Raw genomic sequence first — 13,149 nt, forward strand, 5'->3', positions numbered from 1 at the left:
GATGCTCTATCCAGCTGAGCCACGGGCGCACGGGGGCAACCTAAATGGCCCGTCCCGCGCCGTCAAGCCGGCAATGCCGGGGAGATGTCCATGCCTGACAGTCTGCCGCCCACGAGCGTTGTTGTTTGCGTCAGCCGCGTCCTGGCTCCGATTTATCCGCAGTTTTTGGCGATACAGCGTGAGCATCTCACTGCCCTGGCCGATGCTCTGGAGATCGGCGATGTCGCAACCGCCGGCCGGCTGGCCCACAGCGCCAAAGGCGCGGCCGGCACCTATGAGCTGCCGGCCGCCGCCGCCATTGCCGGCGATCTCGAAGCCGCCGTCGCCAGGGGCGAGGTGGAACTGGCCAGTCGCCTGCTCGGTGAACTGACCGGCTATTTTTCCGGCCTGGATGTGGCCTTCACGGATGCACCGCTCTTGCCCGGGGCCTGAAAACATCGTAGTGGGGACAACGGATACGGCCAACCCTGCATTTTCCTGCCGACTTTGGAGCTGCGATGCGTTTTCTGATCGTTGACGACGATGAGAGCATCATCCTTTTCTTGCGGACCTTTCTTTCCGCCCATGCCGAGTGCATCACCGCCGCCAACGGCCTGGAAGCCGTATCGGCTTTTGAGGCCGCCATGGAGGAGGGCCGGCCCTTTGCCGCCGTCTTCATGGATATTTTGCTGCCGGGCATCATGGACGGCAATGAAGTGGTCCAGGCCTTGCGCCGCATCGAAGACAGCCGCGAAGGCGCTGTCGCTCCCTTCAAACTCATCATGATCTCGGTTCTGACCGACACCCAAAACGTCAGCGAGTCCTTTTTCCATGGCCGGGCCGACGCCTATCTGCCAAAGCCCCTGCGCCGCGAAACCCTGCTGGCCGAACTGGTCAAGCTCGGACTCGCGGAACTCCCCCTGCCCAACTGAGCCTCCCCACCGCCGCCGTTACGGCCTGGCCTTGGGCCGGCAGGCCCCCTGGCAACAGCCGCCGGAAAGCATCTCGCTGTAGGCGAAAAGGATGCGCCGTTCCCGGTCAAGCGCCTCGTCGGAAAGCGGCGCGATCGGCCCGGCCAGACCAGGCAGGTCGGCATAGCGCGGCACGGCCCGCATCCCCCGTCCGATTTCCCGACCGTCGGCCACGGCCAGCAGCACGGCGTCGCGGGTGTCGGTGACCAGCACCAGCGGCACCGGCCCCTGGTCGTAGACCCGGGCGGCGGCCAGGGATTCGCGCACGTAGGACCCGGGCTCCCCGGAGCAGAAGATGACAAAAAGCAGGGTGCGTCCGGCCTCGTCGGTGGCCGCCAGATCCACCATGCGGGTGTAGGTGCTCCCGTCGGCGGGAAAGCAGACCCCGACCTTGGGCGTCAGGCGCTCCCGGGGGTAGCCGCGCTCCTCTACCAGCATTCGGGCCAGACCCTGGCGAAGTTCCTCGTAGGATGTCTCCACCAGTTCCTCGCCGGTCAGATAATCGCGGATCACGTTGCCCAGGGATTCCTCGTGCATGGGATGCCTCCGTCAGGGCGTTTGGGAAAACAGCCCGGGCCGGCGACGCGCCAGCCGGCCAAGGGCCAGAATCAGGGCGGCAAAGAGCAGGCCGGCCGCCGGCAACAGGATGCCCCGGTGGTAGGTCCTGGCCCGCACGATCACTTGGCGCGAGGCCGCCGTCACTTCGAGAACGGCCGGGGCCTGGGGAGCGGTCGTAGGAACGGGCCGGGCATTGTCCAGCGTATAGCCGCCAAGGGCCGCAGCCGGCAACCAGGGCAGCTCGATGCGGTCTCCGACAGCGCCGGGCGGCGTGATGACCACCTCCGTCGGCGTGGCCGCAACCGGCAGCCGGATGTCGCCGCACAAGGCCGTAATGCGGTCGGCGTAGTAATCGGCCAGGGACAGGCGGCCGATGAAATTGGGCTGTTCGGTCAGTGACGGCATGAGCTGGCGGTTGCGGTCGTAAAAGGTCAGGCAGGTCAGCCCGGCCAGGGCGTAGACGCCAAAGGTCCGCCATTGTTCCGGCCGCGCCGTCGGCCAGGGACCAAGCCGGGCGGCGAGAAAAAAGAACAGGAAGTTGAGGGCGATAAAGAGGAACCGGAAGGGATAGATTTCCGAGGCCAGGGGCGGGACGATCTCGCAGAGGCTGCGCCAGATCGTGCCCCAGCCAAGGAGCAGGAACACGGCGGCCGAAACCAGGGCGGCCAGTTGCGGGCCAAAGCGGTTGCCGGCCGGCCGGCCGTGGCGGCAGAGGGCAACGACCAGCTCCCCGGCCAGCCACAGGACCAGGACCGCAAAGGCCGGTCCCATGAGGATGGAGCCGTCGTAGAAGGCCACGCGGTAGTGGGAATAGGTCTCGGGAAACTGGAACATGGGAAAATCAGCGTCGGCCAAAAGCCCCCAGACATCGGCCAGGGACTGGTAGCCGTAGCCCGGGATGCGCTGCCAGCCGCCGTAGACGGCGGATACGGCGTGGACCTTGGGGGCAACCAGCACGAGGACGCCGGCAAAAAAAGCCCCGACCCGGGCCAGGGCGGCGGGGCGGCGGGTGAAAAGCGCCAGCAGGACGGCGTAGCAGCCGGCGGCCAGACAGATCCAGACGAACAGGTGCAGCGCGCCCTGGTAGAAGACGGCGGCCCCGAGCAGGCAGGCCCCGGCCAGATCCCGGCTGCGCCAGGGGCGTCCGACCAGACAGGCGGCCAGGGCCGGGGCCAGGCACAGGCTGATCTGGGGCGAATAGCCGATGGCCAGATGCTGGACGAGCCAGGGATTGCCCAGAAACAGGACCAGCAGCAGGACCGCCTGTCCGGTGTCCCAGCCAAGCCGCCTGGCCAAAAATCGCACCCCCCAGGCCGCCGCCAGCAGGTGCAGCCCGAAATAGGTTTTCACAAAGGCCATGAACGGCAGGACAACGGCCAGAGGGAGCAGGGGGGAAAGGCTTATGACCTCGGGATTGGACCAGTAGGACAGGTCTTGCAGGGTGGAAAACCAGTCGATCTGCTGGGGAATGACCAGAAACGAGGCCGGGAGCTGGCTGAACCGGGTCAGGGCGTCGTGGAGGAAGGCGAAATAAAAAAGGTCCTTGGACCAGTCGAGGATGCCGACCCGGTCGGAAAAGAGAAATTCTCCATAAAAAAACCAGACAAGGGCCAGGGCGAAGGCCCAATAGACCGCTGCCGCCGGCGATACGGGCGGCGTCCGGAGGGGCGCGGCGACTGGGCTTTTGGGCATGGGCTGGCGTCATCCTTTGGGGTTGCGGCTGGTCGGCGCGCCGGTCCGGCGCGGGCCGTCCCGGCGCGTTGCGGCCGCGCAGCCCGGGGATAGCGGGTATGCGCGGCCCTGGGCAAGCCCCGGGAGAGCGAAATCCGTGGTTTCTTGGTCCTGGCAAGCCTTGCCGCCTCGACGAATCCCGAATCATTTGATAGAGAAGGCCACTCGACTTGGGCAGGGGGGGGGCATGGAAGACGGCAGACTGCATGACAGGCTGACAAGCCTCAAGGAACATCTGCAACTGGAGAACCCGCTTCTGGTCGAGGCGGTCGGCAGTTTCAAAAAACTCGACAAGGTCTGCCGGGGCCTGGGGCTTATTGCCCACGATCAGTCCACGGTCTCCCAGATCGCCTGGTGGCCGCTCATTTCCATCCTGGGACCCTTTTCCGCCGGCAAATCGACCTTCATCAACAACTACCTGGACATCCCGGTGCAGCAGACCGGCTCCCACGCCGTGGACGACAAGTTCACGGTGGTCTGCTACAACGCCGCCGGCGAATCCCGGGTGCTGCCCGGCACGGCGCTCAACGCCGACCTGCGCTTCCCCTTTTACAAGATGAGCGAGGAACTCGAAAAGGTCGAACCCGGCGAGGGCGGCCGCATCGATTCCTATATCCGGCTCAAGACCTGCCCCAGCGACAAGCTGCGCGGGCTGATCCTGATCGACTCCCCGGGGTTTGACGCCGACGCCCAGCGCACGGCCACGCTGCGCATCACCAACCACATCATGGACCTGTCCGATCTGGTGCTGGTGCTGTTTGACGCCCGCCGTCCCGAACCCGGGGCCATGCGCGACACCCTCACCCATCTTGTGGCGGCCACCATCAACCGCCGCGACTCCAATAAGTTTATTTATATCCTGAACCAAATGGACATTGCCGCCCGTGAGGACAACCCTGAAGAGGTCGTGGGCGCGTGGCAGCGCGCCCTGGCCCAGCAGGGCCTCACGGCCGGCAAGTTTTATCGCATCTATTCGCCCTCGGCCGCCGTGCCCATCGCCGACCCGGCCCTGCGCCAACGCTTCGAGGCCAAGCGCGACGCCGATCTGGCCAGCATTCATACCCGCATGAACCAGGTGCGGGTGGAGCGGGCCTATCGCATTGTCGGGGAGCTTGAGAAGCTGGCCCGGGAAGTTGAGGACGTGCGGGTGCCGGAGCTGCGCCACATGCTCATGCGCTGGCGTTCGGGCACGCTTTCGCGCGACGCCATGCTCTTTGGCGGCATCGGGATCGTGCTTTTGGCGCTGTATCTGCTGACCGGCCATCCGTTCACGGCCGGGGTGTCGCCGGCCTGGCTTGGCTGGGTGTTCGATGAAACCTGGCGGACCATCCCGTTTCTGGCCGTGTGTCTGGGCGGGGCGGGCTGGCTGCACATGCTGGCGCGCAAGTGGTCGGCGGCGGCCGTGGCCCGGCTGGTGGCCAAGAGCTATCCCTACGGTCCCATCCGCGAGGGGCTGGTGCGGGCCTTTTACAAGAATACCGCCCCCTGGCGCTCGATTTTCCGGGTGGAGCCGGCCGGCTGGGGAGCCAAGTACCGAAAGCTCCTCGTCTCGGTCATCGCCGACAGCGAACGCTTCATCCAGACCTTAAACGACCGCTACGCCCATCCCTCGGGCGTGTCGGCCGCCGCCGTGCAGCAGCAACAGCAGGCGGAACAGGCGCCAAATCCCCAGGAACCGCCGCATTCGGAGCCGGAGCCGGCCTAGTGCCGCGTTCACAACAAACAAGTATGTTTTTTGTGAATAAAAATTATAAATGCACAGTGTTGGCGTTTGGCAAACGCTAACGGAAAGGCCCGAACACCACACGCGATTTCCGGCCTGAAGAGGCGATCCTGCAACCGCCCGGCCGGGCAGCTCTCGGGGCTGCCCGGCCGGGCGGTTGCCGTTTGGAGCGAGGGACCGGCGGCCGGCAAAAAGAGCCGTGTCGTTTCGCGCTCTTGCCGACAGCCGCCCGCAGCGCTACACCTTCCCGTCTCCACCCACCACAACCGGACGGCCAAGCATGAATCCCGCCTGCAAGGACATCACCTCGTTTCTCGTCATGGACATCCTCGAACGCGCCCACGCCATCGAGGCGGCCGGCAACCGGGTCATCCACCTCGAAATCGGCGAACCCGATTTCGATATCCCGGACTGCGTCAAGGAGGCGGCGAGAAAGGCCGTGACCGAGGGGCGCACCCACTATACCCACAGCCTGGGCATCCCGGAACTGCGCCAGGCCATTTGCGACCTGCACGCCCGGGAATACGGCGTGGCCGTGTCCCCGGACCGGGTGCTGGTCACCGGCGGCACCTCCCCGGCCATGCTGCTGGCCTTCGGGGCCATGGCCAAGCCGGGAAAGCACATCCTGCTGACCGACCCGGCCTATGCCTGCTATCCCAATTTTCTGCGCTTTACCGGCCTTGTCCCGCGCTACGTGCCCGTGGCCGAGGAGGACGGCTTCCAGTGGACGCCGCAGCTCGTCTGGGACAGCGTCAACGAAGGGACCGCCGGCATCCTGCTCAATTCCCCGGCCAACCCCACCGGCACGCTCATTGCCCCGGAAGCCGTCGAGGCGGCCTGCGCCACCGGCGTTCCGGTCATTTCCGACGAGATCTACCACGGCCTGACCTACGGCGAAGCCGCCCGCTGCGCCCTGGAATTTTCCGACGACGCCCTGGTCTTGAACGGGTTTTCCAAACGGTTCGCCATGACCGGCCTGCGCCTGGGCTACCTGATCGCCCCGGCCCCCATGATGGGGCTGCTCCAAAAGCTCCAGCAGAATCTGTTCATTTGCGCCGGCTCGGTGTCCCAGTGGGCCGGGCTGGCGGCGCTTTCGCCGGATGGTCTGGCCGCAGCCGAGGCGATGCGCCAGACCTATGACGCCCGGCGTCGGGCCTTGCTCGCCGGGCTGGCCAAGCTGGGGTTGGCTCCGCGCACCGAACCCACCGGGGCCTTTTACGTCTTTGTGCGCACCGACCACCTGCACCCCGATTCCCTGGCCCTGGCCTATGACATCCTGGAAAAAGCCCATGTCGGCGTCACCCCGGGCATTGACTTCGGCCCCGGCGGCGAGGGGCATCTGCGTTTTTCCTACGCCAATTCCCTGGAAAACATCGAGGAAGGCCTTTCGCGCCTTGGCCGCTATATCGCCGGCCACTGCGGCTAGGCCCTGGTTTGGTGTCCAATAAAAAAACCGCCGTGGGCCGGTTTTTTTATGCGATCATCCTGTCCGGGGCTATCGGGACCGGGCCAGTATCCTACTTGGCCATCGCCCGGGCCATGGCCGCCACCAGCTCGGCCGGCTCGAACGGTTTGGTCACATACTCGTCCATGCCGGCCTCCCGTCCTTTTTCCCGATCCGAATCCATGGCGTAGGCTGTCAGCGCCACTACCGGGATGGTGGGGGCAAGGCCCTGGACCTGGCCCGACCGGATGAGCCGCGTGGCCTCCAGGCCGTTTAAGCGCGGCATCTGGATATCCATGAGCACCAGATCGTAGGCCGCCCGGCCCAGCATGACCAGGGCTTCCCGTCCGTCCGCGGCGCTGTCCACGGTGTGCCCGAGCTTTTGCAGGGCGCGGACTGTGAAGATGCGGTTGACCGGCTCGTCCTCGGCCAGAAGAATGCGCAGGCCCCCGCCGGGTGGGGCGGCCTGGGCGGCCGGGGCGGCCGGGACGGCCAGGGGCGGCCTGGGGTGGAGCCGGGGAGGGCGCTCGGCGGCGGGCAGGCCGCATTCCAGCGTGGCGTAAAACGTGCTCCCCTGGCCCGGGTTGGAAGAGAAGGTGATGTCGCCGCCAAGCATGGTGGCCAGCTTGCGGGCGATAGCCAGCCCCAGGCCGGCCCCGCTGTACTTTTTGGTTAGATAGTTCTCGCCGATGCCAAACGGCTCGAAAATGGTGGCCGTTGCCCCGGGATCAATCCCGACGCCGGTATCCTCCACAGCCAACAGCAGGCGCACGCGCGTGGAGGTGTTGCCGGTGCCCTGGTCGGCCGGCTGACGGTCAAGACCCGGCTTGTCCAGGCCGATGCGAACGGCGACATGTCCTTTCTTCGTGTATTTGAAGGCATTGGACAGGAGATTGATCAAAATTTGTTTGGCCCGGTTGGCGTCGCCGACGACCCGTGTCGGCAGCAGTGGATCGAAAACGTAGGTGAACTCAAAGGAACGCAGCAGACTCTGGGCGGCAAAATTGCGCAGAAGCGGCGTGAGTTCGTCTTTGAGGTCAAACTCCCGTTCGGTCAGCCGTATCCGCCCGGATTCGACATTGGACAAGTCGAGCAAATCACCGACGATATGCACCAGCGTGCTGGCCGACTGTTTGATGATGCCCAGGTATTCCCGGGCTTCATCATCGGTTTCCTTGTCAAGCAGCAGCTGGGACATGCCCAGGATGCCGTTTAAGGGCGTGCGCAGTTCATGGCTGATATTGGCCAAAAACTGGGTCTTGGCGGTGTTCGCCGTTTCGGCTGCCCGCTTGGAGGCCAAAAGCTCCTGCTCCAGGCGCTTTTGCTCGGTGACGTCGTCAAAGGCCCAGATCACGCCTTCGGCCGCATCGCAGGGGCTGATCATCCGGGCGGCAGCGCGCAAGACCAGCGGGGAACCGTCCGAGCGGCGCAGGGTGTATTCCCCGATATGTCTCCCGTTGGCGCAGAGGTCCTCATAGGCGGTTTTGAGAAAGAGCGCGTGGCTTTCGGGGCTGGGGAAGAGACTCTCGGCGGTCGCGCCGTACAGTTCCCCGGCAGTGCGGCCAAGCAATTCAGCTCCCCGGGCGTTTATTTTTTCGCAACGGTGGTTCCGGGCCAAGAGCACGCCGACCAGGGCATTGTCAAAGATGGTTTCCATCTCCCGAAGGGCCTTGGCCAGAATGAGGCGGGCCTCGATTTCACCTGAGAGAATAAGGACATGGGCTTCCATGCCCCCGTTTGCGCCGCTCCGTCGGATCGCCCGGGTGCGTACGGCCATGGTCGATCCGTCGGCGCGGCGCAAAAGCTCTTCCAGACACACCGGACCCTGGCTGGCGGTCAGGGATTCCAGCAGGGGATCGCGTTCCCGGACAGCCCGGTAGAGCGCCTCGCCGGCCGTGCGGCCAAGCAGTCCTGCGGCATCGTCGTAGCCAAGCGCCCTGGCCCCGGACTTGGACAGCCACTCCAGACGGTCCATGCCGTCTGTGCGATAGGTCAGATCGCTGTGCGTTTGAGCGGCCTGCTCAAAGGCGCAGAAACCGGCCAGCAACGCCTGGTTGCCGAGCTCCCGGGCATCGGCCGGGCCGGCGTCTCCTTTCTTGCTGTCAGCCATGGGACTCCCATACTGTTCGCTGCGCTTTCGCTCGATCGTGTCAGGTATCCCGGTCTATAGCCCCAACCGCAGGCTGTCGCAACAACAGGTGGAAAGAAACGTACTGTTCAGGACGGATCGTGGCGGCGGCAAAACTGGTCGCACAGATCCGATGCCCGATCGAGCACCCCCCCGCAGCCGTTGATCAGATTGTCCGTATACAGGGCGTCACTCGTCTTGCGGCACATGGCCAGACAGGCCGACAGCTCGGCCGGCGCCTCGGACAACTCCTGGCGATACCGATTGCAGATTGGATCGGAAAGACAGGCGTTGGGCGTCGGCAGCGACGAACAAAAACCGTAAAAATCGGACACCGTCATCTTCGGCGGCTGCCCGCCGCCCATTCCCCCGCCCTGGCCGGCGCACCCGGCCAAGGCCAGGAACGCCAAAACCACCGCTGCCACACGCGCACCCATAGATTCTCCATTGGTTTGAGTTGTCACTGGAGCACCTTGGCCCAAGCGCTGCCCCCCTGTAAAGCTCGTTTGGGATATGGAAATTTATTTTTGACATAGACTGACTGGTCGATGTCCGCCTTCCATGGTCCTTTTGGAAACAAGGATGGTGCAACATGAACACACACTCTGGCCTGCCGGCCATGCCGGCCGATCTGCGCAATGCGGTCCTGTCCAATTACACAACCTTCAGTGAAGATGGGACATTATGTTATGTCTCGGACAAGGTGCATCGCAGCTGTACGCTCTGCGGCACCGTCTTTGCCGGCTCGATCAGCCGCATGGCCATAGGCGACGGATATGTCTGTCCCTATTGCGGCGTCAGTTCCTCCAAACCCATGCCCGAAAGCTGGTACGCATGAACGGGAACGCCCCCATCGCCTCGCGCAAACTCTGGGCCGCCGTCCTGGCCATCGCCGCCGTGGCTCTCAGCCGGAAATGGAGCATGGGCCTTACCCCGGACGAAATCCAGGCCATTACCGATATTGCCCTGACCGCCATCGGGTCCCAGGCCGGCATCGATCTGGCCGAAAAAGCCCTGCCGCTGCTTGCCAAACCCCAACCATCGCCGGAGGTAAAACCATGACCCCTGATGCCTTGCTGCTGCCTGCCTGGGTTTCCTTTCTCGTGGCCATGGTGCTCTTTTTCACCCGCAAATGGGTCAATGACGTGGCCCGGGCCATCGACAGCCTCCAGGAGCGGATGCGCGCCTACGAAAAAGCCCAGAACGACTGCCGCCTGGAACTCGCCCGGGGCTACCCCACCCGCAGCGAAATGGAGCGCGTGGCCGAACGCCTGGAATCCCATGCCACCCGTCTCACCATCCTCGAAGAAAACATGGCCGCGTAACAGCACAGGAGCACACACCATGTCCCTCGATCGACTGCTCGCGCTCAATCCCCACCTGTCCCTGGCCGATATTCTCGCCCTGTGGCACTGGTCCGGCCCTTCCCGCCTGTTGCACTAGGGACCGGCGGCCGGGGCAGTGCCCCGGCCCCTGCCGGGGCGCTGCCCGGACCCTGCCGGGACGCTGTCCCGGACCCTGGCAGGGCGCTGCCCTGCACCCGCCGGGGAGGTCACCCCCCCGGACCCCCGGATGGGGTGGCGGCGGTGGAGGCGGCGGCAGCGGAAGGGCGGGAAGATGGGGTCTGGATTTCGGGAGCTGGTCCCGACGCGGAAGCCGCGCCAGGATCAGCTCCCGAAATCCAGACCCCAAGTCGCCAGCGGCCGGGCCGGTTTGCACAAGCAAAGCCTTGCGCAAACCGGCCCGGCCGCATTTTTCTGCGGCGTGCTCACCTGGCAACCGCCCCATCCCTCCGCGTCAACTCCCCACTCCAGCCGCAGACCCAGCCTCGCCAATGCGCGCACTTTCAACCCACAGCACAGAAGGGATTGCCTGATGCAGGACCAAGTCAAGCGTTTGACGGATCGGCAGCAGCGGTTTGTCGAAGAATATCTGCAGGACTGGGATACGACAGCAGCGGCCGTGCGGGCCGGGTACAGCGAAAGGAGCGCCCGGGGCGTCGGGGCGCGGCTTCGGGGCCTGGCTCAGGTGTGCGAAGCCATAGAGGCCGCCATGGCGCAGCGTAGCCGGCGGATGGAAATCACCCAGGACCGGGTAGCCTTGGAGCTGGCCCGTCTGGCCTTTGCCGACCTGCGGGATTTTGTGGCCTGGGGCGGCGAAGGCGAGGTGCGGTTGCACCCGTCGAAGGCGTTGACGCCGGATCAGGCGGCCTGCGTGTCGGAGATTGTGGAGACGCCGGGCAAGGGGGTGCGGGTGAAGCTTTTTAGCAAGCCCCAGGCCTTGGCGGCCCTGTCCCGGCATTTGAAAGAAAAGGCCCGGGAAGAGGAGGGCGGCTTGGGTCATGCGCAACCGCTGACGGTGGTGACCTGTATACCGTTTCCTGAGCCGCTTCGGGAGGATGAGCAGACGACATTGCTGTCGGACGGTTGAGCCAGGGTCACATCCGGGCGGTGGCCGGGCGGGTGGTGTCTGACTTGGCGGCCTGCCGGCACTGGAGGAGCAGGCTGTCGAAGGCCTCGTCGGGGATGGCGGTGTCGGGACTTACGGCATGCAGGCGGGCCGCAGCCATGCGGCAGTCGGTGACGGCGTCCGGAGCTATGGCGGCCTGCCGGCCCAGCAATCGGGAGTAGCCGGTCGGCGCGGGCCGCGACAGCGAGAGCGTGGTTCCGGCGACGGCCATAAGCACCGTGGCGACGATGATGCAGAGATATTTGAGCAGGTGGGGCCGCATGGTCGCCTCCTTTGGAGCGCTGGATGTCGATGGGAGAGAGGGGTGCCTGTTTCGTGCCAGAATAAAACAGTGTTATTTGAGCATATTGCAAAATGGTCTGGATCGAGAGGGAGCTGGGCGTGCAGCAAATTGACCATATTTCGGCACATCCTGGGGGGAGCGACCGTCGTCTGGTCCTGGAATATCGGCCCCAGTCGCTTCAGGCCCGGCTCCATGCCTGCCGGGCCAACGAGATTGTGTTTGGCGGGGCGGCCGGGCCGGGCAAGAGCCATGCCCTGCGGTTTGAGGCCTTGATCATGTGTCTGCGCGTGCCGGGGCTGCGGGCCTATCTGTTTCGGCGGACCATGTCGGAATTGGAGCGCAACCATATCCTGCCGGCCTTGGATCAATTCCCCAAGGCGTTGGGGACGTATCGGGACTCGAAACAGCGTTTCGAGTTTCAAAATGGTTCCATGCTCAACTTTTGCGGCTGTCAGCGCGAAAAGGACGTGTTCCGGTATCAGGGGGCGGAGCTGCATTTGCTTCTGATCGACGAACTGACCAGTTTCACGGAGTTTCAGTACGACTATCTGCGAGGGCGGGTGCGCTGCGCCATCAAGGTGCCGGCGGCGCTGCGGCACCGGGTGCCGGGCATTGTCTGCGCCACCAATCCGGGCGGCGTGGGCCATGGTTTTGCCAAGGCCCGGTTCGTGGATTTCGCCCCGCCCGGGGAATGCCGCCGGGCGCCTGCGGCCGAGGGCGGGATGCTGCGGTGCTATATTCCGGGCCGGCTGTCCGACAACCGCATCCTGATGGAGCGCGATCCGGGCTATGTTGCCCGGCTTATGGCCCTGCCCGAGCCGTATCGCACGGCCTATCTGGAGGGCGACTGGGACGTGTTCATGGGTCAGGCCTTCGGATTTTCGCGGCGGCTGCATGTCGTCAAACCCCGGCCGGTGCCGGAGGACGCGCCGCTCTTCATGACGTTTGATTGGGGCTATGGCGCGCCGTTTTCGGTTGGCTGGTGGTGGGTGGACGCGGATGGGCGGCTTTTCCGTTTTGCCGAGTGGTACGGGTCCAATGGCTCGCCCAACCAGGGGCTGCGGTTGACGGATTCCCAGATTGCGGCCGGGGTTGTCGAGCGCGAGGCCCGGTTGGGGTTGGCCGGGCGACGGGTGACCCGTTTGTGCGGGCCGGACTGTTTTGCCAGGAAGCCGGATTATCGCGGCGGCGGCCAGGGACCGAGCACGGCCGAGGTGTTTGCCGGGGCCGGGGTCTATCTGTCCCCGGGCGACCCCTCGCGTACGATCAAGATCCGCCAGTTTCACGAGCGGCTGCGCCCGCGCGAGGACGGGCCGCCCATGCTCCAGGTCTACGAAACATGTGAGGATTTTATCCGCACCATTCCGCTCCTTGCCACGGACCGGCGCAATGTCGAGGACATCGACACCACCGGGGAGGATCACATCTACGACGAGGCCTGCCATGCCTGCATGGCCCGGCCTCTGGCTCCGGGCATGGCCAAAACGGCCAGGATGCCGGCGGCGCAGTTGATTGACGCGGTGCTGGCCGAGGCCCCAACCGAGGAGGAGTGCAGATGACCGGACAGGCAGGAGATTGGCAGTGGCTGGAGGTCTTGGCCCATCTGGGCGCGGCCATGGCCTTTTTGCTGGTGGGCTGGCGGCTTGGCCGGGAGAGCGCCGGGCGGGCCATGTTCGACTACCGGGCGCTGCCACCGGCCCGGGAGGCGGCCGAGGAGCCGGAGGAGGCCGACCCCTGGAGCGAGGCCGCCATCGGGGCCACGGCGTTGGCGCGGCGGCCCCGGCCGGTGGATATTTTTGAGACACTGCGGCCGGCCTGCCGGGGAAATGGCGGCGACAGGGACGGCTTTGCCTGATTTTAGTG

General features: G+C 65.2%; 15 protein-coding genes. 10 read left to right on the top strand and 5 right to left on the bottom strand.

Annotation, left to right across the window (positions count from 1 at the left end; translation table 11 throughout):
- Positions 1-90 precede the first annotated feature (90 nt).
- On the top strand, positions 91-432 hold the full coding sequence (locus NY78_RS19915; RefSeq protein ID WP_043640124.1) for an Hpt domain-containing protein: 342 nt from the start codon (positions 91-93) through the stop codon (positions 430-432).
- 65 nt (positions 433-497) lie between these two features.
- Positions 498-911, top strand: a complete 414-nt coding sequence (locus tag NY78_RS19920; RefSeq protein ID WP_043640127.1) for a response regulator — start codon at positions 498-500, stop codon at positions 909-911.
- Positions 912-929: 18 nt separating this feature from the next.
- On the opposite strand, the gene NY78_RS19925 is transcribed toward NY78_RS19920, so the two are convergent.
- Together NY78_RS19925 and NY78_RS19930 are read right to left on the bottom strand one after the other, a co-directional pair.
- On the bottom strand, positions 930-1,487 hold the full coding sequence (locus NY78_RS19925) for a type I restriction enzyme HsdR N-terminal domain-containing protein (protein ID WP_043640129.1): 558 nt from the start codon (positions 1,485-1,487) through the stop codon (positions 930-932).
- 12 nt (positions 1,488-1,499) lie between these two features.
- Entirely contained in the window at positions 1,500-3,200 is a 1,701-nt protein-coding gene (locus NY78_RS19930) for a hypothetical protein (protein WP_047960310.1), read from the bottom strand.
- Between the two features lie 226 nt (positions 3,201-3,426).
- On the opposite strand from NY78_RS19930, the gene NY78_RS19935 reads away from it, so the two are divergent.
- Positions 3,427-4,944, top strand: coding sequence for a dynamin family protein (locus NY78_RS19935; RefSeq protein ID WP_043640130.1), 1,518 nt, complete (start codon positions 3,427-3,429; stop codon positions 4,942-4,944).
- 298 nt (positions 4,945-5,242) lie between these two features.
- A complete protein-coding gene (locus tag NY78_RS19940) occupies positions 5,243-6,388 on the top strand; it encodes a pyridoxal phosphate-dependent aminotransferase (RefSeq protein ID WP_043640131.1) in 1,146 nt (381 codons plus the stop codon).
- Between the two features lie 91 nt (positions 6,389-6,479).
- On the opposite strand, the gene NY78_RS19945 is transcribed toward NY78_RS19940, so the two are convergent.
- Complete coding sequence (locus NY78_RS19945) at positions 6,480-8,516, bottom strand: PAS domain-containing sensor histidine kinase (RefSeq protein WP_043640135.1); 2,037 nt, start codon at positions 8,514-8,516, stop codon at positions 6,480-6,482.
- Positions 8,517-8,623: 107 nt separating this feature from the next.
- Positions 8,624-8,971 carry a hypothetical protein gene (locus NY78_RS19950; RefSeq protein WP_043640136.1) on the bottom strand — a complete coding sequence of 116 codons (348 nt, stop codon included), beginning with the start codon at positions 8,969-8,971 and terminating at the stop codon, positions 8,624-8,626.
- A gap of 155 nt (positions 8,972-9,126) precedes the next feature.
- On the opposite strand from NY78_RS19950, the gene NY78_RS19955 reads away from it, so the two are divergent.
- The 4 genes from NY78_RS19955 (at position 9,127) to NY78_RS19970 (ending at position 10,964) form a co-directional block, all read left to right on the top strand.
- Positions 9,127-9,372 carry a hypothetical protein gene (locus tag NY78_RS19955; protein WP_043640137.1) on the top strand — a complete coding sequence of 82 codons (246 nt, stop codon included), beginning with the start codon at positions 9,127-9,129 and terminating at the stop codon, positions 9,370-9,372.
- A complete protein-coding gene (locus tag NY78_RS19960; protein WP_043640138.1) occupies positions 9,369-9,596 on the top strand; it encodes a hypothetical protein in 228 nt (75 codons plus the stop codon). Before NY78_RS19955 ends, NY78_RS19960 begins: the two co-directional genes overlap by 4 nt.
- A complete protein-coding gene (locus tag NY78_RS19965; RefSeq protein ID WP_043640139.1) occupies positions 9,593-9,859 on the top strand; it encodes a hypothetical protein in 267 nt (88 codons plus the stop codon). The genes NY78_RS19960 and NY78_RS19965 overlap by 4 nt, the downstream gene beginning before the upstream one ends.
- A gap of 550 nt (positions 9,860-10,409) precedes the next feature.
- Positions 10,410-10,964, top strand: coding sequence for a terminase small subunit (locus NY78_RS19970; RefSeq protein ID WP_043640142.1), 555 nt, complete (start codon positions 10,410-10,412; stop codon positions 10,962-10,964).
- Positions 10,965-10,971: 7 nt separating this feature from the next.
- On the opposite strand, the gene NY78_RS19975 is transcribed toward NY78_RS19970, so the two are convergent.
- Positions 10,972-11,265, bottom strand: coding sequence for a hypothetical protein (locus tag NY78_RS19975; RefSeq protein WP_053062280.1), 294 nt, complete (start codon positions 11,263-11,265; stop codon positions 10,972-10,974).
- A gap of 119 nt (positions 11,266-11,384) precedes the next feature.
- Between NY78_RS19975 and NY78_RS19980 the strand changes: the two genes are divergently transcribed.
- Complete coding sequence (locus tag NY78_RS19980; protein WP_047960311.1) at positions 11,385-12,845, top strand: terminase family protein; 1,461 nt, start codon at positions 11,385-11,387, stop codon at positions 12,843-12,845.
- Entirely contained in the window at positions 12,842-13,141 is a 300-nt protein-coding gene (locus NY78_RS19985; protein ID WP_043640145.1) for a hypothetical protein, read from the top strand. Before NY78_RS19980 ends, NY78_RS19985 begins: the two co-directional genes overlap by 4 nt.
- Positions 13,142-13,149 lie beyond the last annotated feature (8 nt).

The sequence above is a fragment of the Desulfovibrio sp. TomC genome (genome assembly GCF_000801335.2).
In the GTDB taxonomy this organism is placed as follows: Bacteria; Desulfobacterota; Desulfovibrionia; order Desulfovibrionales; family Desulfovibrionaceae; genus Solidesulfovibrio.